23 protein-coding genes are annotated in these 23,710 nt (G+C 71.9%); 13 read left to right on the top strand and 10 right to left on the bottom strand.

Going from position 1 to position 23,710, the window contains the following annotated elements:
* The first annotated feature begins 30 nt into the window (after positions 1 to 30).
* Positions 31 to 1,113, top strand: a complete 1,083-nt coding sequence (locus FRCN3DRAFT_RS0233125) for an effector-associated domain EAD1-containing protein (protein WP_007507822.1) — start codon at positions 31 to 33, stop codon at positions 1,111 to 1,113.
* Between the two features lie 193 nt (positions 1,114 to 1,306).
* On the opposite strand, the gene FRCN3DRAFT_RS0233120 is transcribed toward FRCN3DRAFT_RS0233125, so the two are convergent.
* Positions 1,307 to 1,492, bottom strand: coding sequence for a hypothetical protein (locus FRCN3DRAFT_RS0233120; protein ID WP_007507823.1), 186 nt, complete (start codon positions 1,490 to 1,492; stop codon positions 1,307 to 1,309).
* A gap of 177 nt (positions 1,493 to 1,669) precedes the next feature.
* Between FRCN3DRAFT_RS0233120 and FRCN3DRAFT_RS50080 the strand changes: the two genes are divergently transcribed.
* Both FRCN3DRAFT_RS50080 and FRCN3DRAFT_RS0233110 read left to right on the top strand, forming a co-directional pair.
* Positions 1,670 to 2,671 (top strand): hypothetical protein, encoded by a 1,002-nt coding sequence (locus FRCN3DRAFT_RS50080; RefSeq protein ID WP_007507824.1) that lies wholly within the window; start codon positions 1,670 to 1,672, stop codon positions 2,669 to 2,671.
* 199 nt (positions 2,672 to 2,870) lie between these two features.
* Entirely contained in the window at positions 2,871 to 3,137 is a 267-nt protein-coding gene (locus tag FRCN3DRAFT_RS0233110) for a hypothetical protein (protein WP_007507825.1), read from the top strand.
* Positions 3,138 to 3,141: 4 nt separating this feature from the next.
* Here the strand turns inward: FRCN3DRAFT_RS0233110 and FRCN3DRAFT_RS0233105 are convergent, their stop codons facing one another.
* Together FRCN3DRAFT_RS0233105 and FRCN3DRAFT_RS56730 are read right to left on the bottom strand one after the other, a co-directional pair.
* A complete protein-coding gene (locus FRCN3DRAFT_RS0233105) occupies positions 3,142 to 3,741 on the bottom strand; it encodes an RICIN domain-containing protein (RefSeq protein WP_007507826.1) in 600 nt (199 codons plus the stop codon).
* A 568-nt stretch (positions 3,742 to 4,309) separates the two neighbouring features.
* Positions 4,310 to 5,206 (bottom strand): helix-turn-helix transcriptional regulator, encoded by an 897-nt coding sequence (locus FRCN3DRAFT_RS56730; protein ID WP_007507829.1) that lies wholly within the window; start codon positions 5,204 to 5,206, stop codon positions 4,310 to 4,312.
* Positions 5,207 to 5,491: 285 nt separating this feature from the next.
* Between FRCN3DRAFT_RS56730 and FRCN3DRAFT_RS50075 the strand changes: the two genes are divergently transcribed.
* Together FRCN3DRAFT_RS50075 and FRCN3DRAFT_RS0233090 are read left to right on the top strand one after the other, a co-directional pair.
* Positions 5,492 to 6,115: a DUF2510 domain-containing protein gene (locus FRCN3DRAFT_RS50075; RefSeq protein WP_007507830.1), complete on the top strand. Its 624-nt coding sequence runs from the start codon at positions 5,492 to 5,494 to the stop codon at positions 6,113 to 6,115.
* Positions 6,116 to 6,458: 343 nt separating this feature from the next.
* Positions 6,459 to 8,012, top strand: a complete 1,554-nt coding sequence (locus FRCN3DRAFT_RS0233090) for a GGDEF domain-containing protein (RefSeq protein WP_063630320.1) — start codon at positions 6,459 to 6,461, stop codon at positions 8,010 to 8,012.
* Positions 8,013 to 8,047: 35 nt separating this feature from the next.
* Here FRCN3DRAFT_RS0233090 and FRCN3DRAFT_RS0233085 read toward each other — a convergent pair whose 3' ends face one another.
* Positions 8,048 to 9,691 (bottom strand): penicillin-binding transpeptidase domain-containing protein, encoded by a 1,644-nt coding sequence (locus tag FRCN3DRAFT_RS0233085; RefSeq protein ID WP_232794228.1) that lies wholly within the window; start codon positions 9,689 to 9,691, stop codon positions 8,048 to 8,050.
* Between the two features lie 460 nt (positions 9,692 to 10,151).
* Between FRCN3DRAFT_RS0233085 and thrS the strand changes: the two genes are divergently transcribed.
* Complete coding sequence (gene thrS / locus FRCN3DRAFT_RS0233080; RefSeq protein WP_335341714.1) at positions 10,152 to 11,480, top strand: threonine--tRNA ligase; 1,329 nt, start codon at positions 10,152 to 10,154, stop codon at positions 11,478 to 11,480.
* Between the two features lie 352 nt (positions 11,481 to 11,832).
* Positions 11,833 to 12,432 (top strand): L,D-transpeptidase family protein, encoded by a 600-nt coding sequence (locus FRCN3DRAFT_RS0233075; protein WP_232794227.1) that lies wholly within the window; start codon positions 11,833 to 11,835, stop codon positions 12,430 to 12,432.
* Between the two features lie 84 nt (positions 12,433 to 12,516).
* Here the strand turns inward: FRCN3DRAFT_RS0233075 and FRCN3DRAFT_RS0233070 are convergent, their stop codons facing one another.
* Positions 12,517 to 14,151 carry a glycosyltransferase 87 family protein gene (locus tag FRCN3DRAFT_RS0233070; RefSeq protein ID WP_007507835.1) on the bottom strand — a complete coding sequence of 545 codons (1,635 nt, stop codon included), beginning with the start codon at positions 14,149 to 14,151 and terminating at the stop codon, positions 12,517 to 12,519.
* A 113-nt stretch (positions 14,152 to 14,264) separates the two neighbouring features.
* On the opposite strand from FRCN3DRAFT_RS0233070, the gene FRCN3DRAFT_RS0233065 reads away from it, so the two are divergent.
* Together FRCN3DRAFT_RS0233065 and FRCN3DRAFT_RS0233060 are read left to right on the top strand one after the other, a co-directional pair.
* Positions 14,265 to 15,464, top strand: a complete 1,200-nt coding sequence (locus tag FRCN3DRAFT_RS0233065; protein WP_007507836.1) for a molybdopterin-dependent oxidoreductase — start codon at positions 14,265 to 14,267, stop codon at positions 15,462 to 15,464.
* Complete coding sequence (locus FRCN3DRAFT_RS0233060) at positions 15,461 to 15,973, top strand: hypothetical protein (protein WP_007507837.1); 513 nt, start codon at positions 15,461 to 15,463, stop codon at positions 15,971 to 15,973. Before FRCN3DRAFT_RS0233065 ends, FRCN3DRAFT_RS0233060 begins: the two co-directional genes overlap by 4 nt.
* Here the strand turns inward: FRCN3DRAFT_RS0233060 and FRCN3DRAFT_RS55535 are convergent.
* Genes FRCN3DRAFT_RS55535 through FRCN3DRAFT_RS0233045 form a run of 3 tightly spaced genes read right to left on the bottom strand, consistent with a single transcriptional unit; the run spans position 15,968 to position 18,068 of the window.
* The gene (locus FRCN3DRAFT_RS55535) at positions 15,968 to 16,687 is read right to left on the bottom strand and encodes a methyltransferase domain-containing protein (RefSeq protein WP_007507838.1); all 720 of its coding nucleotides are present in this window, start codon (positions 16,685 to 16,687) and stop codon (positions 15,968 to 15,970) included. The genes FRCN3DRAFT_RS0233060 and FRCN3DRAFT_RS55535 overlap by 6 nt on opposite strands.
* Positions 16,684 to 17,391, bottom strand: a complete 708-nt coding sequence (locus FRCN3DRAFT_RS0233050; protein WP_007507840.1) for a TIGR04282 family arsenosugar biosynthesis glycosyltransferase — start codon at positions 17,389 to 17,391, stop codon at positions 16,684 to 16,686. The genes FRCN3DRAFT_RS55535 and FRCN3DRAFT_RS0233050 overlap by 4 nt, the downstream gene beginning before the upstream one ends.
* The gene (locus FRCN3DRAFT_RS0233045; RefSeq protein WP_007507841.1) at positions 17,388 to 18,068 is read right to left on the bottom strand and encodes a glycosyltransferase family 2 protein; all 681 of its coding nucleotides are present in this window, start codon (positions 18,066 to 18,068) and stop codon (positions 17,388 to 17,390) included. The genes FRCN3DRAFT_RS0233050 and FRCN3DRAFT_RS0233045 overlap by 4 nt, the downstream gene beginning before the upstream one ends.
* Positions 18,069 to 18,230: 162 nt before the next feature.
* Here FRCN3DRAFT_RS0233045 and FRCN3DRAFT_RS0233040 point away from each other — a divergent pair, with 162 nt between their 5' ends.
* From FRCN3DRAFT_RS0233040 to FRCN3DRAFT_RS0233030, 3 genes are all read left to right on the top strand, one after another.
* Entirely contained in the window at positions 18,231 to 18,959 is a 729-nt protein-coding gene (locus FRCN3DRAFT_RS0233040) for a response regulator transcription factor (protein WP_007507842.1), read from the top strand.
* Positions 18,960 to 18,992: 33 nt separating this feature from the next.
* Positions 18,993 to 20,180, top strand: a complete 1,188-nt coding sequence (locus tag FRCN3DRAFT_RS0233035) for a sensor histidine kinase (RefSeq protein WP_007507843.1) — start codon at positions 18,993 to 18,995, stop codon at positions 20,178 to 20,180.
* Positions 20,181 to 20,251: 71 nt separating this feature from the next.
* Positions 20,252 to 21,295: an NAD-dependent epimerase/dehydratase family protein gene (locus tag FRCN3DRAFT_RS0233030; RefSeq protein ID WP_007507844.1), complete on the top strand. Its 1,044-nt coding sequence runs from the start codon at positions 20,252 to 20,254 to the stop codon at positions 21,293 to 21,295.
* Here FRCN3DRAFT_RS0233030 and FRCN3DRAFT_RS47365 read toward each other — a convergent pair.
* Positions 21,243 to 22,259, bottom strand: coding sequence for an AraC family transcriptional regulator (locus FRCN3DRAFT_RS47365; protein ID WP_007507845.1), 1,017 nt, complete (start codon positions 22,257 to 22,259; stop codon positions 21,243 to 21,245). The genes FRCN3DRAFT_RS0233030 and FRCN3DRAFT_RS47365 overlap by 53 nt on opposite strands.
* 138 nt (positions 22,260 to 22,397) lie before the next feature.
* Between FRCN3DRAFT_RS47365 and FRCN3DRAFT_RS0233020 the strand changes: the two genes are divergently transcribed.
* The gene (locus FRCN3DRAFT_RS0233020) at positions 22,398 to 23,117 is read left to right on the top strand and encodes an SDR family NAD(P)-dependent oxidoreductase (RefSeq protein ID WP_007507846.1); all 720 of its coding nucleotides are present in this window, start codon (positions 22,398 to 22,400) and stop codon (positions 23,115 to 23,117) included.
* 26 nt (positions 23,118 to 23,143) lie between these two features.
* Here the strand turns inward: FRCN3DRAFT_RS0233020 and FRCN3DRAFT_RS47360 are convergent, their stop codons facing one another.
* Positions 23,144 to 23,710 (bottom strand): SRPBCC family protein, encoded by a 567-nt coding sequence (locus FRCN3DRAFT_RS47360; protein ID WP_007507847.1) that lies wholly within the window; start codon positions 23,708 to 23,710, stop codon positions 23,144 to 23,146.

The raw sequence follows: 23,710 nt of genomic DNA, 5'->3' as shown, positions 1-23,710 counted from the left end.
CGGCGCGCTGCGGCGCGGAATCGGCGAGACATGGATAGCGCCTCGACGGCGGACTTCACGGAGCAGCTTTCCGAGCTGGAGATCGCGGCGCTCGCGGCCAGTTACGGCTCGTTGCCCGCGGCCCGTGGCCTGCTGCAACGGGCCGGTCTGCCCGTGATCGACCTACCCATGGGCGACGGACGGCAGTCTGCCCGGCTGTACTGGGGAACCGTCGCCGAGGAGCTTTGCAACGGCCTGCAGCAGGGAGGGCGTGTCGCGCTCCTCGCTGTGGCTCGGCGAGAGAATCCGGAAAATTCCGCGTTCGGCGGCCGGCAGGTCGCCCGCCGTCTACCCGGCTGGCGACCGGCGGCGGCGATTCTCACAGCGGTGGCCGTGGCGGTAACGCTGGCCTGCCTTCCCATCTGGACCGACGACGTCCCGACGATTCCCGCTGCTCAGCGGAGCCCCGAGACCGGCCAGTCCGTGACCAAGCCGGTGCTACCGGCTTCCGAGGGAAGCCCAGAAATCAGCGCGAGTGCGGCACTGGCGTGTGCCAGCGCGCCCGGCTTCGGCATCCCCGCCTATACCCGGTCGATTCGCAACGCCTATGACCTGGCCGGAGGCCAGGCGACGCTCGGCTGCGCGACGAACAACGTCGTGGCCGTCGGTGGCGGCGCACAGCAACAGTTCAGAACGCCGAGCGGCCGGGACGCGGCGATCGTCGCACCGGACCCAGCCCACGCATTCGCCCTGCTCCCCGATGATCTCCGGTGCCTGACCGATGTCCTGGACGGATACACCATCACCGTGCAACGGGGGGTCATGGACAGGCCCGTGGAGGAGGTGAACGGCGGCCGGGTCATCCACCTTCCCGGCGGGGCGCTGCCCGGCGCGAACGCCATGATTCGTGCGCCGAACGCTGCGGCCTGCGTGTGGGTTACCCCGCCGTTCTGGCGCGTCTACGAGGGCGATTTCGGCGGTCCGACGAGCCGGTTGGGCTTCCCGACGTCAAACGTGCTGGCCTGCGGTGACGACACCGTGCAGTGGTTCCAACACGGCGTGCTGCGCCAACGACCTGACGGATCGATCGTCCTCGACACGTCATCCCCCTGCAAAGCCCCGACCACGCCGTGATCACGCCGAACAGAGTCGAACACAGGTCGGAGACCGCGTCGACACGTTCGGCCACCCCGGCGAATGCCCTGCCCGCGCTGGCTGCGGGCCGGTGGACGGACATCGCGGCGGTGGCCGCACCGCCACGATGTCCGGTCTCCGGCCGGCCGTACCCGCTGGGCGGCCGGATCGGCGCCGCGCGGACCAGGCCTGGTCAGGCGTGCGCCGCGCCCGTCCAGGGCGGGCCGGCGAGGAGCTGGCCCTGTGTGAGCAGGGCGTGGAGCTCGTCGATGTGCAGCACTTCGTCGCCGGTGCCGATCGCCCGCACCCCGCCCTCGTCCATCAGGATGATCCGATCGGCGGCCCGCTCCGTGCACAGCCGATGAGCGACGAAGACCACTGGCTCACGCCGTACCCGTCGGTCGCCCGGCGTGCGCTTCCCGCAAAGGAGGAGCGGAAGCTGATTCTGTCGATGTGGATTCGGGCCATCCGACCTTGGCCGGCAGGACCTATTGTCCGCTGCCCCGGCGGCTCACGACGCTGATGTAGCCGAGCGCGGTCGGGCCATGCTCCCTGCATGGCCGATGCAGTGGGGAAGCGCAAGGACGAGGTCAGTGTCGGTGATGCCATCCACGGGCCTGGATCGGCGGCCGTCCAACCCCTGTGTGATGGGGTGCGACAGAACGCAGCCGGCAGCAGAATGCGCCAGCGCCGGACCGCGGAACCCGGCGGCACCCCAGGCGGGTCGGCGTACGAGGCGTACCTGCGGGAGAAGGTCGCGTATAAGGCCGAGCGTCGGGACCGTCACACATACGTGATCACGGCGACGGCCGTGGTGGCCGCCACGTCCGGGATGCTCATGGGCCTGCTGTTTGCAAGCGGGCTACAAGCCCCATTGCCGGCCGCGTTGGTCGTCGGTGGCCTGGTCGCGGTGACGGGGATGCTGGACGGCGCTCGGCGGTTCTATGCGACAGTGCCGGAGATCGAGGGGTGGCGGCGAGCGACGGAGGCGCAACGGCGCACCGCCCGCGTACTCGGGCAGTTGGTGCGGTCGGGTCACGTGGTGCTCCACGACCGTACGGTGCCCGGAGCCACCCTGGTTCTTCACCATCTCGTTATCGGCCCGTCCGGTGTGCAGGTGGTGACCGACCAGGATGGAGGTGGCGAGGTGCGTTACCGCCGCGACGGCGCCTGGTTGGATTCGCTTCCGCTGCGGGGAGTACTCGCCACCACCGCCGCGCTCGCCGCCGAGGTCGCCCACCACCTCTCCGTCCTGTCGCCTCCGCCGGCCGTGGAGCCGATTCTCGTGGCGGTCGACGCCGACGTGCTCTGGCGGGACGGCACCATCGACGGAGTGACCCTCCTGGGGCTGCGTGAGGTCGTGCCCCATGTGTTGCGCCGCAAGCCACGGCTGACTGCCGCACAGGTAGCACAGCTGGCTGAAACTGCGAACCGGCTGTTCCCTCCAGCAACCGGCTCGGCCACCTGCCAACAGCGAGGCTGCCAGGGGTGCAGCTCAACCAACCCAGTCGAGGATCGGACGGGCCAGCCGGCCGGGCTGCACGGCCTGCGTCACTAGGGCCGCTGACCGCCAACCGAACCACCGACGGCATTGTTGCATCGAGCGAAGCCCAGCGATCTTCACCGCGAGTCTTCCTGTCTGGACACCTCACAGAGGCCAAGCAGACGCCGCAAGCGCCGTGCGAGGCCGGACTACGCGGCCACTTGAGCGTCCGGTCGCAGGAAAATTCACAGCCAAGATCGCCAGGCTTGGCTCGATGCAACAGTGCCACATCAACTATGGCGCGTCGCCCGGCGACGAGTACGTCGCCCAGCCCTACCTCTACGTCGGCCCGCCGGCGCCACCGCCGCCCACCGAGGACGGGTTCTGGAACGCGCCCTTCGGGGCGTTCCTCACCTGGGACAAGTCGCACTCCGTCGCCGACGCCGTCGACTTCTTCCGCCGGGGCCGCCGACTCGCCGGTCGCGGGCGGCGGGACTGGGGGCCCGTTTCAAGATCGGCTCTGTCTCACTTTCGGTGGTGACTGCCTAGGGCGCCGTGGCGAACCAGAGCGCATCGTTCAGTATGGCGGAAGTGCACGGAGCCAGCGTAACTCGTGGATAGTCGGCGTGACTTACCGCAAGACATTCCCCATAATATATGTTGCGCAGTTCATAGACCTGGGTGTCGATGACGGTAAAGTCATACTGCCAGTCGAAATCCGACAGAGGACCGTTGGCCTCGCAGTCGTGCTGGACGATGACACTGGGGTTGTGGATGTCTGGCACGAGGCATCTGATGGCCCCGCCATGCCTGATGCGATACAGGCCGGGACTGGCACCAGGAATCAGGTAGAAATTCTGGGCGGCGGTGCCGTTGCAGGTCGTAACCCCGTAGATGACGTTGTCGGTTCCGGTGCTGTTGCGCGGGTCGTCGAGACAGGTATCCACGGTGCGAAAAGTGGCGTGGAGTCTGAAAATACCGCTCGGTGGCCCGGATACCGCCGTGTCGGCGCTCGCCTGGCTGGCGGACGCGATCCCGCCCGCCGTCAGGCACAACGTCGCGGCGGCCAGCAGCGCCAGTCGCCTGGCGCGGCGGCGCCAGCCCCTGCCGTCTATCGGGCCCGCAGGGCCCGCCCCAAGTTCCACGTCAGGTTCTCCTCAGTTATCCAGGGGAATGCTGGACGCCCGCCCGTCGGCGGCGTCGTTCCGCACATCCGCCAGGCGTCCTCTGGGCAGGCGACTCTCATTCATGGGCGGGGTGGGATTCATGAACAAACCCTCCGTGCTATGCCGTGGAAAGGCCGGATGTCGTCCCTTCGACCTGGCCATGCGCTCTGGACGGCCGTCAGCCCTGTCGGCTGCTCCCCGAAACCGCAGGAATGTCAACGCCAAGGCGGAGTTTCACGGAGTGGTTCGGTCGGCGAGCGGGCCACGGCAGCCAAGGTTCGCCGTCAGCGTGCCGCATGACCGGCCGCCGGATGTATACGTCACCTGGCTATATCCACAGGACGGCCGGTCGTCGGCCACATGCATGGCCACCTGGCTACCCAGGCCGCTGGCGGCGTCTGGCAGGCCATCCTGAGCTCGCGGCCTGCGATGGCGTCGCGCGGTTGGCGCAGCCCTCGGAGAACAGCGCCCGCGGCCTGTCCGGCGTCGCGGGCTTCGGCTCGCATCAGGCGCGGTCGGGTTGGCCGGGACGGCGCGGTAGGCGGGCCTACGAGGAGGTGCCGAGGTGTTCGCGGCGGCCGGCTTCGGCCGCGAGTTCGGCGCGGCTGGCGATGCCGAGCTTGGCGAACACGTGCGTCAGGTGCACCTTCACTGTGGCGCGGGCCATGAACAGGCGCCGCGCGATCTCCGGGTTGGACAGCCCCTGTGCGACCAGCCGCACGACGTCGCGCTCGAGCGGTGTGAGGCCGTCCCAGCCTTCGGGAGTGTGCGGCGTGCGGTGTGCGGGGGTGCGGTTGGCTGCGGTGGCCGCCGCGGCCAGCGACGCGTCCGCGCCTGCGGCCCTGGCCTCGGCGAGCGTCGCCGCTACAGCGTCGTCCCCCAGCCGGTCCCGCACGGTCCGCTCGCCGGCCTCGTGGTCCGCCTGGTCTACGGGACGGCGGCACCATCCGATCTCGTCCCACACGGCCGCGGCGGCGGCGAGCAGGCGTGCCGCCGCGGCGTCCTCCCGGCGCGCGGCGTGGACGCTGGCCAGCGCTTCGAGCGAGTCGGCGGCGTCGGGCCGGTAGCCGGCCTCCACGCGCAGGACCAGAGCCCGTCGCAGCAGCGCCGCCGCCTGGTTCAGGTCGCCGCGGGCCTGGGCGATGCGGCCGGCGATGTGGTCGGCGAGGGCCTGCTGCCAGAGGTTGCCGCAGGCGGCGCCCTCCCGGCGGGCGGCGGCGACATCGTCCGCGGCGTCGTCCGGGCCGACCAGCCGCAGGCGGGCGTCCGCGCGCAGCAGCAGGCACCAGGCCTGCACCGACGGTGCCGGCTGCGCCGCGAGATCAGCCAACGTCGCGTCCAGCAGGCGCTGCGCCCGGGCCGGGTCGCCGGCGCCCAGCACCAGCTCGGCCAGGTGCGCCCGCACGTACGCCACCTGCCCAGACAGGCCCTGCTCGGCGATCATCGCCACCCGCGCCGCGAGCCGTTCACGGCCAGCCGCCCAGTCGCCGCGGGCCTGTGGGGTGCAACTGGACGGTCAGGGGCGCTGAGCTGGTCGAACAGCACATCAAGGATCATGACGGCATGGTGTCGACGGTCGATGCAACAGGCCCCCTGCGACGAGTCCCGGGAGGGCCCTGCCGCTCATCCACAGCCGGGGAATTCGGATCAGTAATGAAAAGGCGCTGCCGAAGAGCGGTACGTCGCTGGGACTGGCCGGTGGCGTCGAGGCGCACCACTATGTAGGCAAATGACGACACCCCCGGGTTGGTACCCAGATCCGAGCAACCCGTCGCTGCGCCGCTGGTCGGACGGCCGGGTGTGGAGTGCCGCCCAGGAAGCACCGACCACGCAGGCCGGCCCGCGCTTCGGCCAGCCCGCGAGCTACCCACCGCCACCGGGGCACCCCGCACCGGGCCATCCCGCGTATGGCTACCCGCCCGCCAGGTTCCTGCCGGGCGCGCCGACGAGCCCGGTGCTTCCCTGGGCGATCGCGTGCACACCCGTCATCGGCGTCGTGGTAGTGATCGCCGCCGTGGCCTCCCACAACATCGTGTTCGTCGCGATCAGCCCGTTCCTCGGAGTCCTGGCCGGCTGGCTGGCCTCCCTGGCTCTCGGGGTCGTCGACACCCGCCAGCTTCAAGCGGCCGGCTGGGCCCCGGCGCCCTGGGTCTGGGCACTCCTCGGGCCCTGGCTCTACCTGCTAATGCGCGCCCTGCGCCGTCGAGGTTTGGTCCCCAAGCCAGGTTGGACGCAACTCGTCGTCGCCGCGGTGCTCTGGGTTATGGCGTGGAACGCGGCGGCCATCGTGGCGGAGACCGCCCTCACCCGGATCAGCCACAACCACCACGCCCAAGCCTCCGTCGAGCGGTGACCGAACGAGCGTTCTACCCCTCTTAATCCGCGGCATTGGGTTCGAGCCCCTGGCGGCCGGATGTCCGCTAAACGAGGCTGGTGGTGCGATGGGCGATTCTGATATCGGCCCCATCCAGTTTGGACGGGACATGTCAGGGGAAGTAAAGGGCCGGCCTCCTGTGGCGGTCGCGGCGGACTGCCGCGGCACAGGTGGATCGCCGCCGCTGTGATCGGCGGTATGAGTTCTGGGACATGGACCAATGGGGGGCACTGGGGCACCTCGAACACAACCGCCAAACGTGCGGGTCACGCCGGGTGGTGCCGCCGATTCTTTGGGTCGCCAAGGCGGTGCTGTGGACGAGATGGATCGGGTGTTCGCGGCCGGTGGCGTCGTGGGCCGGCTGATGGCCGACATGGACTGGTCCGCGACGGCGCTTGGTCCGGTGCGCGAATGGTGCCCCACTCTGCGCACGGCCGTCAGCATATGCCTCGAGTCCCGGTTCGCGTTGGAGGTCCTCTGGGGAAAGGATTTTTCCCAGGTCTACAACGACGCGCTCATTACCCACATTGGTCAAAAACACCCGTGTCTCGGTGTTCCGTTCCGGGAGGCATTTCCGGAACTTGAGGACGACTATGTTCCGATGCTGGACCGGGTGCTGGCCGGCAACGGCGCCACCTGGTCGAAGGACTGTCTTCTCCTGCTCAACCGGCACGGATTTCTGGAGGAGTGTTACTTCACCTTCTCCTTCGGTCCCATCCGCCGGCACCCCGGCGCCGACGTCGTCGGAGTGCTGACCGCGACGCAGGAGACCACCCGGCAGGTACTCGGCACGCGCCGGCTGTCCTGCCTGCGCGATCTCGCCAGCACCACGGCAAGCAGACGGAGCCCGGGGGAGGCCTTCGCCGAGGCCGCGCAGGTCCTCGGCCGATACCCGGCGGACATTCCCTACTGCCTGATCGCGGTGCCCGACCCGGGGACCCCGCGGGCGATGACCGTCGCCGCGAGCAGCGGACTGGCCCCGGCGTCGCAGGCCGTCGACCATCCTGGCGGCCTCGACCTCGGCGCCGTCCCCGAGCTCATGGACCCCTTGGCGACCGGTCGGACCGCGGTCGTCAGCCAGGTCCTGGAACGTCTCTCACTGCGCCGGACCTCCGCGGCCCCGCCGTCGGAGTCGGCGATCGTCATCCCGCTCATGGAGGGAGGTGGCGCCCCACAGCTCGGGTTGCTCGTCACCGGAATCAGCGACCGACTGCCGGTGGACGACGACTACCGCACCTTCCTCACCCTCGCGGCAACCCAGATCACAGCCGCGACGACCATCGCCCGTGCCGCCGAGCTGGAGCGGACGATGGCCTCCGACGCCCGCCACCGCGCCCTGCATGACGCCCTGACGGAGCTGCCCAACAGAGCGGCGATCTTCGAGCGGCTCGGCCAGCTGATCACCGAGTCGCGCCATGAGCGTGCGCCGGTCGGATTCCTCTTCATCGATCTCGACGGGTTCAAGAGTGTGAACGACACCCTCGGCCATCAGGCCGGCGACGACCTGCTTCGCGAGGTCGCCGCGCTGCTGCGGCGGGTGGTCCGTCCCGACGACACCGTCGCCCGCCTCGCCGGTGACGAGTTCGCCGTGCTCTGCAGGAACGTCACGTCCAGCGCGGCGGTCGAAGCCATCGCCGACCGGATCATCACCGGCGTCGCGGCGCTCCGGAGCAGCGGCAGACAGGGCATCACGGTGACCGCCAGCATCGGCATCGCAACGACCGGACCGATGGCCTCCAACGCCGATGAACTCGTGCGTGCGGCCGACACGGCCATGTACAGCGCCAAACGGCACGGCCGAGGCCGCTGGCAGCACTACGACGACTCCATGTCGATCAACCTCGCCCGCCCGCGCATCACACCTGAGCCGCGGTGACCGCGGTGGCGACGATCAACGTGCTCGCTCAGCGCCTAGTAGCTGGCCAGGAAGTGCTGAACTTCCGGGGCGGCGAACTGGGCGCCGTACCCTGCGTTGAGGACAAGGCAGGCGACGGCGACGTCCCGGGCTGGGTCGAAGGCCACGAACCAGCTGTTGGGCTGCCCCTGGTTGTCGACGTCCGCGGTCCCCGTCTTGGCGTAGACGGTCGGGCCGAACCCGAGCCCGGCGGCCGTGCCCTCGGTGACCACATCGCGCATCATGGTCTTCAGCTGCGCGTCGACGCTGGCGGGCAGGGGCGTCGCGGCGATCTGCGAGGCTCCGGGCAGCAGGATGGGCTGCTTGAAGGTCCCGGCCGCGACGGTGGCCGCGACTGAGGCGATCGCGAGCGGAGACGCGGTGATGTGGCCCTGGCCGAACATGTTCTGGGCCAGCTCGGAGCCGCTCGCGCTTGGCGACTGCTTGTAGTAGGTGGCGGGTTCGCCGAGGCCGATGTCCCAGGGCTGGTTGAGGCCGAAGTACTCCTTGGCCACCGAGGCGAGGCGGCCGTCGCTCTCCTGCTGCCACCACTGGCTGAACGCGTTGTTGCAGGACTGGGCGAAGTCGTAGGAGAAAGGCGTCGACGCCGGCTCGGACTCGTCCTTGTCGTTGTGGTAGCTGATGCCCTGCACCGTGTAGACGGCTGGGCAGGCGACCGGGGTGCTCGCGGTGAGGACCCCGTGGGTGATCAGCGCCGCGGCCGAGATGATCTTAGCGGTCGAGCCTGGTGCCACCGCGGCGGTGAGCGCGAAGTCGTTGTAGCCGGCGTTGTTGGCGATAGCCAGGATCTGGCCGGTGGACGGCTGGATGGCGACGATCGAACTTTGCGGGTGCTCCGCGACGGCGCTGCGCGCGGCCTGCTCCGCCTTGGGGTTGATGGTAGTGGCCAGAGTGGCGTCGACCGGCGCGGTGATTGCTGCCTGGGTGCCCTTGACCGGTGTGCCGTCGGCGGACTGGATCTCGACGGCGAGTCCCGGTTGCCCCAGGTCCTTGGGTGGGCTGTCCTTCAGTACTCCCGCGATCGTGTTCAGGCCCGGGTCCTGATACGAGGTGAGGCTGTTGCCGCTGGAGTCGAGGACGGATGTCGCCTTCGGCGCCACCGGGACGGCGGCGAGGTGGGTGGTCGCGGTGAGGTTCGGCGCGAGGTTGGCAGGTGCCCACGCGATGGACCACGCTGGCGAGTCCGGCTTCTGGTAGGCGACCAGCGACGAGTGGTAGCTCCAGGAACCACTGATCGTCCCGGTGCCTGCCGCGGCCGCGACCAGGGCGTTCACCGCGATGGTGACCTTGACCCGCGGCGTCGACGGGGACTCGGGCGGCGCGCTGTCTGTAGGCACACTGCCGGTCAGCTGTGTGGCGCCGGTGGGCGAGCCGCTCAGCGTCCCGAGATGGAGGCCCGCACGGTACGCGGCGAGCGCCGCCTCGGCGGCCTGCGGGCTGTCGGTGTAGCTGGCCGCCAACCCGAGGCTGCCGGCCCCCCACGCATTCAGGAACGCGGTGGTGATCTGCTCGCCGTCCTGCTCGGGGGAGGCCCCCGTCGGCACGAACCCGACGACGGGATGGCTCTTCTTGCCTGGCGCGACCACGCTCACGATGGTCGCGGTGACGCCGACCAGGAGGACCACGGCCACGGTCGTCACGAGCGTGATGAACTTCCGCGACCTGCGGCTTCGGTGGCGCCTGACCGGGCGAGGCGCGTCCTGCCACTCGCGCCTCGTGTCCGAGGGGGGCGGGTTCTGCCCCTCGGACGCCGTGTCGTACTCCGCGTCGTCGTACTCAGCGTCCGGGTCGGCTGAGTTCTCCGACTCGTACCCCCTGTCTGCCCATGAACGGTTTTCGGCCGGATCCGGCGTCCACGGGTCCATGCCGCGCACGCTACGGGTGGCGATTCATGCCGTCAAAGGCAGACACGAGAGCTATCTGATGGCCGACACGGGGCGTGGCAGCTCAACGCTCACCGCCGCCGCGGGACCGTTCCGTCGACGGTGTTTCCCGGGTCCGCGAACGGGCGGGTCGGCGGAACAAGCGGGTGGGACAGCCACCCTGTCTCTGCTACCGTGGTCGGCATGAAGCGCGCCGCTGTGACGACGACGCCGGAGTGTGTCCCGGCGCGCTGACAGTTGTCGTAATGCGAAGCCCCGGGGCGAGTGCCCCGGGGCTTCTGCTTGTGGTCACTCGCCCGCGATCCGCGAGGAGACCACCATGCATGACCACCGCAAGCTCGGCCGTGAGCTGGGCCTGTTCGGCACCGATCCGTTGATCGGCGCGGGGCTGCCGTACTGGCTGCCCGACGGCGCGACCGTACGGCACACCTTGGAGGAGTACATCCGCGACCAGGAGCGGCGGGCGGGCTACCGGCACGTGTACTCACCGGTGCTTGGCAAGCGGGAGTTGTACGAGATTTCCGGGCACTGGTCGCACTACAGCGAGGACATGTTCCCGCCCATGGATCTGGGAGGTGAGCAGGTCGTCCTACGGCCGAGTCTGTGCCCACATCACGCGGTGATCTACCGTTCCAGTTCCCACAGCTACCGCGAGCTGCCTCTGCGGATCGCCGAGCTGGGCGGCATGTACCGCTCGGAGCTGTCGGGCGTACTTGGCGGCCTGACCCGCGTGCGGGCCATCCAGCTCAACGACGCGCACATCTTCTGCACCCTGGAACAGGTCGCCGACGAAGCATGCGCGGCGCTGGAGATGATCCGCCGGGCGTACCAGGCGTTGGGCATCGTTGCGACCCGCTACCGGCTCTCCCTCCCGGGCCCAGGCGGCAAGTACGTCGCGGCGCCCGAGCTGTGGCGGCGCTCCACCGCGCTGCTGGCTGAGGTCCTGGATCGCGTCGGACTGCGCTACGAGGCCGCTGAGGGAGAGGCTGCCTTCTACGGACCGAAGATCGACGTCCAGGTCACCGACAGCGCCGGCAGGGAGTCCACCCTGTCCACCGTCCAGGTCGACTTCCACCAGCCCGAGCGGTTCGACCTGCACTACGTCGGCGCGGACGGTGCCAAGCACCGGCCGGTCATGGTCCACCGCAGCGTCATCGGCAGCGTGGAACGGGCGATCGCGCATCTCGTCGAGCAGCACGGCGGGGCGTTCCCCGCCTGGCTCGCCCCCACCCAGCTGGTGATTCTCCCGATCTCCGAGGCCGAGGCGCCGAACGCCTCGGCCCTGGCCAGACGCTGCCTCGACCTGGGGCTGCGCGCCGAGGTCGCCGGCCCGGAACGTGGCAGTCTGGGCGCGCGCATCCGGGAGGCTCGCCTGGTCCCCTACCAGGGGGTCGTCGGCGCCAAGGAAGCCGCCGACGGCCAGATGGCCCTGCGCCTGCGCGACGGACGCCGCCTCGGCCCGTGGTCCGCCGACGACGTCCTCACCCGTATCCACGCTCTCGTCCAAGCCCACCACACCGACCTGTGGGGCCCCGACGCCTCATGACAGCAGGTAACGCGGTGAGCATCTGCGGCGTCCCGCGGCTGGCCGAAACCAGGTTGCGCGACCGGCTCGTGGTCAAATGGTGTATATGTCTGCCATCTGTCGACCCCGGATCGCGCGCTGGATGATGCTCCTGTCGCTGCTGGTCGGCGCGCCGTTGGCGGTGGCATGCGGCCCGGACGGCGAGGCATCGTCGGTGCCGCCGACATCTCTCTCCCCGTCGGCTTCGGGCTTCCCGTCGGCTTCGGGTGGCCCGGGATTCCCAACGGACACGCCGAGTTCGCCGCGGACCACGGAGCCCGGCTCGACGGCTCAGCCGTCTGCGTCCCAGCCTGTCCCGCCGTCGCCAAGCGGTGTGCCGGTCCTGCGGCCGGGCGCGACCGGACCGGAGATCGAGCTACTGCAGCATCAGCTGTCGGCGGCCGGCTACTGGCTGGGAACCGCGGACGGGACGTTCGGGCAGCTCACCCAGCAGGCGGTGCTCGCCGTGCAGAAGGCCGCGGGAATAGAGCTGGACGGGATGGTCGGCCCGGCCACCCGAGCCGCGATCGACCGCGGCACACGGCCAGCGGGACGCAGCACGCAGGGTCTGGTCCTGGAGGTGGACAAGGGCAGGCAGTTGCTGATGGTCGTGCGCGACGGCCAGGTGGAGACCATCTTCAACACCTCCAGCGGCACGGAGGAGATCTACTACCACGACGGTGTCCAGTACCTGGCCGACACCCCGCCGGGTACCTGGCACATCTACCGGCAGGTGGACGGGGTCGACCACGGCAGCCTCGGCGACCTCTACCGGCCGAAGTACTTCCACACCGACGGCATCGCCATCCACGGCTATGCGTCGGTGCCGGCCCGGGCGGCCTCCCACGGCTGTATCCGGGTGACCAACGCGGCGATGGACTGGTTCTGGTCCTCCGCCAATGCCGCGATCGGCACGACCGTCCTGGTCTACTGACGGTTTCGGAAACGCGCCTCGCGCGGCCCGCCCGGCGTCCCCCGGCGTAGGCCACATCATGATCATGCTTCCACGAACCGGAGCCTAGGCGGGGCCGGGCCCGGCCACAGACTCACCGTTCCCGCTCGCAGGGTGAGACCGGCCAGGTGACCCATCGCCGCTCCCGTCCGGGAGTCGCGCGACCGGGTCTGGCCGGGTCGGGCCCCGCTGCTGGGTCGACGGCCGATCTTGGCATGTCCGGCGCCGGGCGGAACGGGCGACGGTGGCGGCGAGCACGATGGCCGCGGCGACGGCGTAGGAGCTGACCCGCAGCGTCCAGGCGTCGCCGGGCAGGTCGGTGAACAGCGAGATGTACAGGGAATGGCCGGCGGCCGCCACGGCGAGCCATTCCGGCCTGCCGGCGACGACGGCGAGGACGGCCAGCAGGACGCCGTACCAGGGCTGGGCCGGCGTGGCGGTCAGGAAGGCGGCGCCGACGAGCCACAGCGCGGCCCGTTCGACCGGCACGCGATCCGGGTCGGCCCGCAGCACCGCGACGGTGACCGTGGCGAGAACGCCGGCCGCGACGGCCTTGGCTGCGCTGCCGTGCAGGCCGAGCCCGGCGAGCAGCAGGAACCGGCTGCCCTGGTCGTATCCCTCGACGTTGAGGTACTGCGGGAGGAAGCCGAGGACGCCCGTTCCCACCGCCAGGACGTGGGGGAGGTAGCTCAACCCGACGACCGCGCCGGCCGCGCACAGCAGGCTGACGGGCCGGAGGCGGCGGCCGCGCCCCACCAGCGCGGGCAGCAGCAGCACCGGGTAGAGCTTGACCGCCACGGCCGCGCCGAGCAGCGCGCCCGCCAGCCACGCCCGCCGCCGGGGCAGCGGCGCGGGCGCGGAGGACGGCGTGGCCGCGGACGGTGCCGCGTCCTCCCGGGACCCACTCGAGGTCAGGACGGCGATGGCGCCGAGCGCGAGCAGCGCGCCGAGGACATCGACGTGCGCGTCGGAGCCGATGTCGACGCCGGCGAGCGGCGTCAGCGCGTAGAAGGCGGCGAGGCGCGGGTCCCGGCCCCGCGCCGCCAGCATCGCCATGAGGAGGCCGACCAGGGCCAGCGAGGTGAGCGACGCATAGAGCTGCAGCTTGTGCTCGCGTGGGGGCCCGGGCAGGACGTGGACCGCGGTGAAGTAGGCCTGCGCCACCGGCGGGTAGATGGTGTGCGCCCGGGGGTAGTTCAGCCGGGTGCAGTGCGGGCGGGGGTGGTCGGCGGTGCAGCCGGCCGAGTCGGGGAACAGCCAGCCGTCCCGGACTCCGGTGAGCTCGGGGTCGAGCGGACCGTAGCGGTAGGGGTCGATGCCGGCGGCCTGCACCCTGCCGTCCCAGGCGTAGCGGTAGAGATCGTCGGACAGCCGCGGGCCGTGCGTGAGGGCCACGGTGGGGATCGCGACGGTGGCGGCGAGCAGCAGGACAAGCGCGAGCCGGCGGGGCGCGGCCAGCACGAGCAGGGTGGCCGTGATCAGAGCGAGCGCCCACCACAGCATCGTCAGGTACAGCAGGGCGGGACGGCTGACCAGGTAGCCCGGCTGGCGCAGCACGACCACCTGGACGGCGAACAGGCCCGCGAGCCCGACGCCGGCCCCGACCAGCGCCGCCGAGCGCCGCCCGCGCCACGGCCCCGACCGCGTCGCCGGCGGCGCGGGAACGCGCTGGCTCTGGGAGGTGGTGACGGCGGTCGGCATGTAGCGAGCGTGGCAGCCAATCCGGGCGCCGCGGGCAGGCCGGGGCCGGGTTTCTCCGTTCCGTAAGGCTTCGCGACTCGTTATGCCCGGTCTAGGAGACCTACGGTGCGTGAGTGCGCGCGCTGACCAGACGATTCCCGCATCCACCCGCTTTCCTACGGCGGGGCCCGCTGCGCGAGGGCGCTTTCCCGAGCCGCCTGCACGATCCGCGGGTGGCCGCGCTGCTCGGCATCTGGCTCGGGATCGCGTTCGGGGTGTGTTTCCTGACGGGTCTGTTTTCGCATTTCATGCAGCATCCGCCGTCGTGGCTGGACTGGCCGGCCCGTCCGGTCTGGTTGTACCGGCTGACCCAGGGTCTGCACGTGGCCACCGGGCTGGCGAGTGTTCCGCTGTTGCTGGTAAAGCTGTGGACGGTGTATCCGCGGCTGTGGGAATGGCCGCCGGTGCGTTCGGCGGCCCATGCGCTGGAACGGGTGACGATCGTGCCGCTCATCGCGGGTGCCCTGTTCCAGCTGGCCACCGGAATAGCGAACATCGCGCAGTGGTACCGCTTCCGGTTCTTCTTCACCGTCACCCATTACTGGGTCGCCTGGATCACGATCGGCGCGCTGCTGGTGCACGTCGCCGCGAAGCTCGCGGTGGTGCGGGCGAACGTCGGCCCGGGCCGGGCCGGCCGCGCGCCGCTCGCGGACCGGGTCAGCAAGCCGGAACCGCCGGGGGAGGGACTGTCCCGGCGTGGCCTCGGGATCGCGGTCGGCACCGCCGCCGGCGTCATCACCCTCACCAGCGCCGGCCAGTTCGTGCCCGGGCTGGCCCGGCTCGACCTGCTCGCGCCCCGGCGGCCCGACGCCGGCCCGCAGCGGCTGCCGGTCAACCGGACCGCGGCCGCGGCGCGGGTCGTCGCCCTCGCCCGCGACCCGGGCTACCGACTGGACGTCGTCGGCCCGCGCCCGTTCTCTCTCGGCCTCGACGAGTTGCTGGCATTCGACCACCACACGTCCAAGCTGCCGATCACCTGCGTGGAGGGGTGGGCCGCCGACGCGACCTGGCATGGTCCGCGGCTGCGGGACCTGCTCGACGCCGCGGGCGTCCCGCCCGACGCGACGGTCCGGGTCGAGTCGCTCGAGGTGCGCGGCGGCTACCGCGCCAGCGAGGTGAACCCCCCGCACGCCCGCGACCCGCTGACGCTGCTCGCCACGGGGCTGAACGGCGCCAAGCTCGACATCGACCACGGATACCCGGCCCGGCTCATCGCCCCCAACCGGCCCGGCGTGCTGCAGACCAAGTGGGTGCACCGGGTGGTGATGCTGTGAAGGCGACCCTCGCCGCGGTCCTGCGTGGCGTGCTCGTAGTCGTCGGCCTGGCCGTGATCGGATACGGCGTCCACGGGCTGCTGACGATGACGCGGGCCACCCACCCGCCACAGGCGGCCCGGTGGCTGATCGGCGCAGTCCTGGTGCACGACCTGGTCGCCGTCCCGGTCACGGCCATCATGGGGCTGCTGCTCACCCGGTTCGTGCGCGCGCCGTACCGGGCGGTCGCGCAGGGCGCGCTCCTGGTCAGCGCGACCGTCGCGCTCGCGTCCCTGCCTCTCTGGCGCGGCTACGGCGGCTCGCCCGACAACCCGACGGTGAACCCGCTGCCCTACGGGCGGAACCTGGCGATCGTCCTCGGCGCCGTGTGGGCCGGCGCCGCGGTCGTGATCGCCGTCCGGGCGATGCGGGCGCGTCGCACGCGGGTGGTCCGCGCCGACCCGTCCCGCGGCGCGGACCACCCGCCGGCCGCTGATCAGCCGGGGCGGCGGGTCACCGAGGGTTCATGACCGGCCCAGCGCCGCGAAGTGCCGGCCGCCGCCGCGCCAGGTCTGCGTGACGCGCAGCCCGGCGGCCGAGGCGTAGCCGACGACCTCGCAGGCGGCGACGAACGCCCAGGGGAACGATCGCGACACCTGTCCGTCCGGCCCCTCCAGGCGGACCAGCCGTCGGCCGGCCGGGGACGGGTGCGGCCGCAGCTCGACGAGTACCCGGCCGGCCGGGCCGAGCAGCTCGGCGGCGCGGGTCAGCAGCCGGCCCGGGTCCCCGCCGATGCCGATGTTGCCGTCGGCCAGCACCAGCGTCGACCAGCGTCCCTCCGCCGGCAGCGGGCCGAAGACGTCGCGGCACAGCGCTGGCGCGCCGGCCCGGCGGGCGAGGCGTACCGCGAAGGGCGCGACGTCGACGCCGAGCGTCGGCACGCGGCGGGCGCAGAGCGCGGCGGTCAGCCGCCCGGGGCCGCAGCCGACGTCGAGGGTCGGACCTGCGCAGCGCCGCAGCAGGGACGCGTCGCCCGCGACGAGCCCGCCACGCCAGCTGGGCACCGGCAACGGCTCGCGCCGCCCATCGGGGTGGCGTACCCACAGCCGGCCGTCGGCGGAGCGCAGCGCCGCCTCGTACAGCGCCGTCGGCGCGCTGCCCTCCATGACCGGCGGGGTCCACTGCCCGGCCCGGTCACCGAGCCCGACGGTCGCCGGCGGCCCCGCGGCGGCGGCCGTCGTCATCGCCCGACCAGCGGGCGGGCCGCGCCGGTCCGGGCCGCATCGTTCCCGATGGTCCGCACGGCGGCGGCGAACCGGCCATCGGGGGCGAGCCGCGCGACCGCGTCGGCGTCGGCCGCGGTGTCGACGTCCCGCAGGACCGGCAGCGTCGTGACGCGCAGGCCGGCCTGGGTCAGCCGTTCGAGCTGTCGGGCTCCGGTGTCAGGTTGGGAGGTGGCGATGCCGCGCAGCAGGCGGCCGTCCGGGCGGCGTAGGCCGAGCGCCCACCACCCGCCATCGGCGGCGGGGCCGAACACCGCGTCTGTGCGGGCCAGCGCGCGGCAGGCGTCGGCGAGCAGGGTGGGTGTCACCTGTGGGGTGTCCATCCCGATCAGAAGCGTTGGGCCGGCGGCGGCGTCGAAGGCGGCGGCGAGCCGGGTGTCGAACGGTCCCCGGGCCTGCGGGATTGCCTCGATCGGCACGCGTAGCCAGGGGCCGACGGCGCCGTCGAGCACCAGGACGGCCCGGACCGGCCCGATACCGGGAAGCCGGGTCAGTCGGCTGACCGCCGTCAACGTGTCCGCGATGGCCGCCTCGGCCACGGCGGCGGCCTGCGCCGGGGTGAACGGCGGCGTCAGCCTGGTCTTGACCCGGCCGGGGACCGGTTCCTTCGCCACCACCAGCAGAGTCACCGCGACAGGCGGCTCCTCGGGCCACCGCGCGGTCATCGCAGCGCCGCCAGCGCGGCCGTCATGTCCCGTACGGTGCGGGCCGTGCCGAGTGGTGTTCCGGTCACCTTCGACCGCCCGACCCGGGGGTGGTAGTCGACGTCCCTCTCGACGATGCGCCAGCCCGCCTGCTCTGCGCGCAGCAGCAGCTCCAGCGGGTAGCCGAAGCGGCGGTCCGTGATCGGCAGGCGTAGCAGCTCGGCTCGGCGGGCGGCCCGCATCGGCCCGAGGTCGCGGACCGGGACGCCGCGACGGCGCAGCCGCTGGGCGACCACCGCGTTGCCGAGCCGGGCATGCGGCGGCCAGGCCCGGGCGGACGTCGGCCGGCGGCGGCCCAGGACGAGGTCGGCGCGCCCGGCCGTCAGCTCGGCCACGAGGCCGGGAAGCTGCGCGGGGTCCAGGGACGCGTCGGCGTCGCAGACACAGACCACGTCGGCGTCCGCCGCGAGCAGGCCGGCGTGCACGGCCGCCCCATAGCCGCGCCGCGGCACGTCGACGACAACGGCGCCCCGCTCACGGGCGAGCTGTGGGGAACCATCGCGGGAGCCGTTGTCGGCGACGACGGCTCGATATCCGGGCGGTATCCGTTCGAGGACCCAGGGCAGCGCCTCGGCCTCGTTCAGGCAGGGGAGCACGACGTCCACCGAGACCGGCCCCTGGTGACTTTGCGTGAGCATGATCGCGACTCTAGTGACAGTCGGCCGTCGTCGACCCTTACCAAACAAGGAAATCCGCTGGTGGGCGACTGTCTCGGCGGAGCCGGCGCGGGTCTTCTTACGAATCCGTGACGGCAGTTCCGGTGTCGCTCGCGGGCGGTATCCGCGCTCTATGGTGGCGACGTGGCTCGTGTCCTGGTGGTCGATGACGACGCCACTGTGGCCGAGGTCGTCGACCGGTATCTGCGCAATGCCGGGTTCGACGTCGACCGGGCCGCGGACGGGCCGGCCGCGTTGCGGATGGTCGAGGCGGCCGCTCCGGACCTGGTCGTCCTGGACCTGATGCTCCCCGGTCTTGACGGCATCGAGGTGTGTCGCCGGCTGCGGGAGCGGGGCCCCATCCCGGTGATCATGCTGACGGCGCGCGGTGAGGAGACCGACCGCATCGCCGGGCTCGAGTGCGGCGCGGACGATTACGTGACCAAGCCGTTCTCACCGCGGGAGCTCACGTTGCGGGTGCGGTCCGTGCTGCGCCGGGCGAGCGAGCCGCCGCCGGCCGGCTCCGGCATTCTGCGTGCCGGCGCCCTCGTCGTCGACGCCGCCGCCCGCACCGCGACCCGGCACGGCGGCTCGCTCGGGCTCACCGTGCGCGAGTTCGACCTGCTGGTGTTCCTGCTCCGCCACCCCGGCCGCGCCCTCACCCGCGCGGAGCTGCTGGAACAGGTGTGGGGTTGGACCTACGGCGACCCGTCGACCGTCACGGTGCACATCCGCCGGCTGCGGGAGAAGATCGAGGACGACCCGACGGCCCCGCGGCTGCTGGTCACCGTGTGGGGCGTCGGATACCGATACGACCCGCCGGCCGCGCACCACTCGGATTCTCTGGGCCGGTCCCGCGCCGCCGATGAGTAGGTCCGGCTGGTCGGCCAGAACGGAGGCGCTGGCATGAGCGCGGACCTGCAGGTCGTCGGGATCGCCCTCGCCTGCTCGGCGGTGGCCGCACTGACCGGTGTGCCGCTGCTTCGCCTGCTGCGCGCACGCCCGCTGTGGGCCACCGCGGTCGTGCTGAGCGTCGTTCCGATCCTCGCTGTCGCGGCCGGCGTGGCCGGTACCGCCCGCGCCATGTTCCTCTCGCACCATGACCTGCGGGTCGTGCTGATCGTCGTGGCGGTCTCCGCGGTGGTCGCGACCGCCGCCGCGGTGCGCCTTGGTCGGCCGGTCGTCGCGGCCACCGGTTCGCTGACCCGCGCGGCGGGCACGCTGGGTGACCCGGCCTACCAGCGGGCCGGCCGGCTCCCGACCGTCGAGCTGACCGCCCTGGCGGGCACGCTCGACGCGACACACGTACGTCTGGTGGCGTCGCGCGACCGTGAACGCGCGCTGGAAGCCAGCCGGCGCGAACTGGTGGCCTGGATCAGCCACGACCTGCGTACCCCGCTCGCCGGGATCCGGGCCACGGCGGAGGCGCTCGCGGACGGCCTGGTCACGGATGTTGGAACTACGGAGCGTTACCACCGGCAGATGCTCGCCGACGCCGAACGGCTGACCGGCATGGTCGACGACCTGTTCGAGCTCGCCCGGCTCCAGGCCGGCGCGCTCGAACTGACCCTGGAGAAGGTCTGCCTCGCCGACATCGTGTCCGACGCCGTCGCCGTCGTCGATCCCATCGCCCGCGCCAGGCGGGTCGTCGTCACCGGCAGCACCGACGACGCCGTCTACGTCGACGTGGATGCCACCCAGGTCAGCCGCGCGCTGATCAACCTGCTGATCAACGCCATCCGCCACACCCCCGACGACGGCACCGTCGAGGTCCAGGTCGAACGGACGGGCGGCGCCTCGCGCGGCGACGGAGCGGGAGCGGGAGCGGCCGACGACAGCCGGGCGATCGTCGCGGTCGCCGACCGGTGCGGCGGCATCCCCACCGAGGACCTGCCGCGCCTCTTCGACCTCGGCTTCCGCGGGGAGACCGCGCGTACTCCCGGCGACGGGGGCGATCATCCACATCAGCCCCGGGTGCGGTCCGGCATCGGGCTGGCGATCGTCCGGGGCATCGTGGAGGCGCATGGCGGGGACGTCACCGTCCACAACCAGCACGACGGCTGCCGCTTCGTCGTCGCCCTTCCCGCCGCCTGAACCTCCCAGGAGGAGCGGGCTTCCGCGACTCGTAAGATCCATCGGGCGCCCGCGCCGCTAGCGTCGCGGACATGCAGGTCCTCGTCACCGGCGGCGCCGGCTTCATCGGTTCCCACATCGTCGACGCACTGGTCAACACGGGTCATTCCGTCCGGGTGCTCGACGCCCTGCTGCCGGCCGTGCACCGCACGAAACCAGCCCTCAACGACGCCGCCGAGCTCATCGTCGGAGACGTCACCGACCGGGCGACGGTCGGGTCGGCGCTCGACGGGGTGGACGCCGTCTGCCACCAGGCGGCCATGGTCGGCCTCGGCGTCGACCTCGACGACCTGCCCGCCTACGCCACCCACAACGACCTCGGTACCGCGGTCCTGCTCGCCGCGATGGCCCGCCGCGGCCTCGGGCGGCTCGTGCTGGCCAGCTCGATGGTCGTCTACGGCGAGGGCGGCTACCGCTGCGCCGCGGACGGGCCCGTCCGTCCCGGTCCCCGACGGCCCGCCGACCTGGAGAACGGCGGGTTCGAGCCACCCTGCCCCCGCTGCGGCCGGCCGCTGGACTCGACGCCCGTCACCGAGGGCGCGCCGCTGGACCCGCGCAACGTCTACGCGGCCACCAAGGTCGCCCAGGAACACCTCGCCGCCGCCTGGGCCACCGCCACTGGCGGCACCGTGATGGCGCTGCGGTACCACAACGTCTACGGCCCGCGGATGCCGCGGGACACGTTCTATGCCGGGGTCGCGTCGATCTTCCGCAGCGCACTGGAGCGGGGCGGGCCACCGAGGGTCTACGAGGACGGCGGCCAGCTGCGCGACTTCGTCCACGTCCGTGACGTCGCCGACGCCAACGTGGCGGCGCTCCGGCACGACGGCGCACCCGGCCGGCTCGTGCCGGTCAACGTCGGCTCCGGACAGCCCCACACCGTCGGCGAGATGGCGAGCGCGCTGGCCCGTGCCTTCGGCGGACCGATGCCCGTTGTCACCGGGCAGTACCGGGCCGGCGACGTCCGGCACATCGTCGCGTCCTCCGACCGCGCCCGCGATCTGCTCGGTTACCAGGCGGCGGTCACCTTCGACGCGGGGATGACGGCCTTCGCCCGCGACCCGCTGCGCGGGTGACAGCAGACGCGTCCCCGGATCCGTCAGCCCCAGCGGCGGGTCGAGTTCGGCTCTGGGCGCGGTAGCGCCCGGGAGGGATGGCACGGTCGCGGGAGAAGGCGCGGGAGAACGCGTACTCGGAGGTGTAGCCGACGGCGTGGGCGATGACCCCGATCGGGTCGTCGGTGTCGCGCAGCGCGCGGGCCGCGAGGTCCATCCGCCATCGGGTCAGGTACGCGGCCGGGGTCTCGCCGACGAGCGCGGGGAAGCGGCGCGCGAGGGTGGCGCGGGAGACGGCGACGTGGTCGGCGAGCGAGGTCAGTGTCCAGGCGCGGCCGGGGTCGGAGTGCAGAGCGGTGAGCGCCGCGCTGATCGTGGGGTCGTTCAGCGCGCGTAGCCAGGAGATCGATGGTGTGGTGGGCGCGGCGCGCAGCCACGCCCGCAGCACCTGGATGAGCAGGACGTCCACGAGCCGGTCGAGCAGCGTCGTGGCGGCCGGGCCTGGTTCGGTGAGTTCGCCTGACAGCAGGCGGAGGGTGTCGGCGAGCGGCCCGGCGCCGGGTGTCCCGGCGGGTATGTGGACCACCTCGGGCAGCAGGGTGAACAGCGGGGTGGTGACGGCGGGGTCGTGCCGGTAGGAGGCACACAGGATTCTGGTCCGCGCCGGCAGGGTCCCGACGTCCAGGCGACCATCGCTGGCGAGCGCCGCTTTCGACACGGCGTGGTCGAACGGTTCCAGCGGACCGTCCGGGTCGCCGGCCAGGCCGTGTTCGGACCCGGTGGGCAGGAGAACGACATCCCCGGGCATGAGCCGTAGGGGCGGTTGCCCGGGAAGGCGCAGCCAGGCTGTGCCGGCGGTGACGGCATGGAAGGCCGCCGCCGAGATCCGGAACAGCCGCAGTCCCCACGGATCGCCGGCGTGGACCGTCGCGGCGACCGTCCCGCGCACACCGGCGACGCGCAGCACGTCACCGAGCAGATCCATTCCCGCAGCCTACCGATAGGCCTCTCACCCCCTGATCTGTGCGACGATCAGACAAGAATCTGAGACTTCCCGGCATCGATAGCTCACCTTGCGCGCCATACGGTTGATCTGTTCCAGATCGCAACCGGAAGGCGACACATGAACGTCAACGGCAGCATTGCCCTGGTGACCGGCGCGAGCCGGGGCCTCGGCGCTCGTCTGGTCGGCGAGCTCCTCGACGCGGGCGCGAGCAAGGTCTACGCCACCGCGCGGGACCCCCGCGCCATCACGTCGGCTGTGAGCACCGACCCGCGGGTCAACGTCCTGGCGCTGGATGTCACCGACTCCTCGAGCGTGGACGCCGCGGCCAAGGCCGCGACCGATGTCACCCTGCTGATCAACAACGCCGGAGTTCTCGGATTCGGCGGGGCCCTCGACGGTGATCTGGACCTGTTTCAGCGTGACGTGCTGACCAACCAGATCGGACTGCTGCGGGTGAGCCAGGCCTTCGTGCCCGTCCTGACCGAGAACGCGCCGGGCGCGATCGTCAACGTACTGACCTTGATCGCGCTCGCGCCGGTGGCTGGAATGGCGGGCTACTGCGCGTCGAAGGCGGCCGCGCATTCGATCACCCAGTCCCTGCGGGCGGAACTACGCGGCACTGGCGTCGAGGTCGTCGGCGCCTACCCCGGCGGTATCGACACGGACATGCTCGCCGGGGTCGATGCCGTCAAGGCGCCGCCGCGAGTGGTCGCGGAACGGATCGTCGCCGGCGTCGCCGCCGGGCAGACGGTGATCTGGCCCGATGACGCCGCTGCCGGCGCGGGCTCGGTCTACCTCACCGACCCGCTGGGCCTCGAGAGGATGCTCGCAGGCTGACCTGCGGCTTCCGGATGGGTGTGCCGTCAGCGCGGTTCGGTGGGTTCCTTCCAGCCGTCAGGCGGTCCGAGCTCGGAGGCTTCGGGGCCGAACGCGGCGCGGTAGCGGGCGGCGATGGGGGCCCAGCGCTGGCCCGGTGCCCAGGGCTCGCCGCCGGCGAGGTGGGTGGCGAGCAGGTCGAGGCATTCGTGCCAGCCGGCGCCGTCTCGGGCGGCCTTGCCCAGCGGGGTGAACTCGGCGACGAGCGTCAGCGCGCACCAGCCGGTGCCGCCGGCGTCGTCGGCGGCGGTGGCGAGCTCGAAGCGCAGGATGTCGTCCGGACCCCAGCGCAGCTCCAGTACCGCTGGCGGCTCGAACCGCAGCATCTCGCCGGTCATGGCGGGGAGGTCCTGGTCGGGGAACGGGAACGTCAGTGCGGCGCCGGTCGCCCGGTCGCCGACGATGCCGGTGGGGAACCAGGCTCGCAGGTCCTCCGGGTCGGTCAGTGCGCGCCATACCCGCTCGCGGGGGTGGCGCAGCAGCCGTTCGTAGCGCAGCCGGGCGCGGTCTCCGACGCGTTCGAGCGTTCCCAGCCGGTCGGTGGTCGTCGCCAT

Origin of the sequence: Pseudofrankia saprophytica (assembly GCF_000235425.2) — a bacterium.
GTDB lineage: Bacteria > Actinomycetota > Actinomycetes > Frankiales > Frankiaceae > Pseudofrankia > Pseudofrankia saprophytica.
The sequence above is the reverse complement of the archived record's forward strand: the minus strand, read 5'-3'. Positions and strand labels throughout refer to the sequence as shown.